The sequence below is a fragment of the Bacillus sp. sid0103 genome (assembly GCF_019219025.1).
The window spans coordinates 1-255 of the sequence record NZ_JAHUWN010000154.1 but is presented as its reverse complement, the minus strand read 5'-3'; the positions used below and the strand labels follow the sequence as shown (position 1 = coordinate 255).

1 pseudogene is annotated in these 255 nt (G+C 37.3%); it reads left to right on the top strand.

Annotation, left to right across the window (positions count from 1 at the left end):
* Positions 1-62: 62 nt before the first annotated feature.
* Positions 63-255 (top strand): annotated as a pseudogene (locus tag KW850_RS33825) (IS21 family transposase); the annotation flags it as partial.

The following is a 255-nucleotide window of genomic DNA, read 5'->3' as shown; positions in this document are numbered from 1 at the left end:
ATTCTTTCGTTTCTTACAAAGGGAAACGTTATTCTGTCCCATTTCGATTTGCAGGTCAAAAAGTGAAGATTAAAGAAACCTTAGATCATCATGTGGAGATATTTGATGAATTTGAATGTATTGCGAAGCACCCTCTTTTAACAGGAAAAGCTGAGGCACATATGAAGTTAGAACACTATAAAAAAGGATTGATTGAAACAACTAAAGGTTTGGCGACCCGTCCCAATCAATCCCCTGAACTTGAAGTGGAACAAC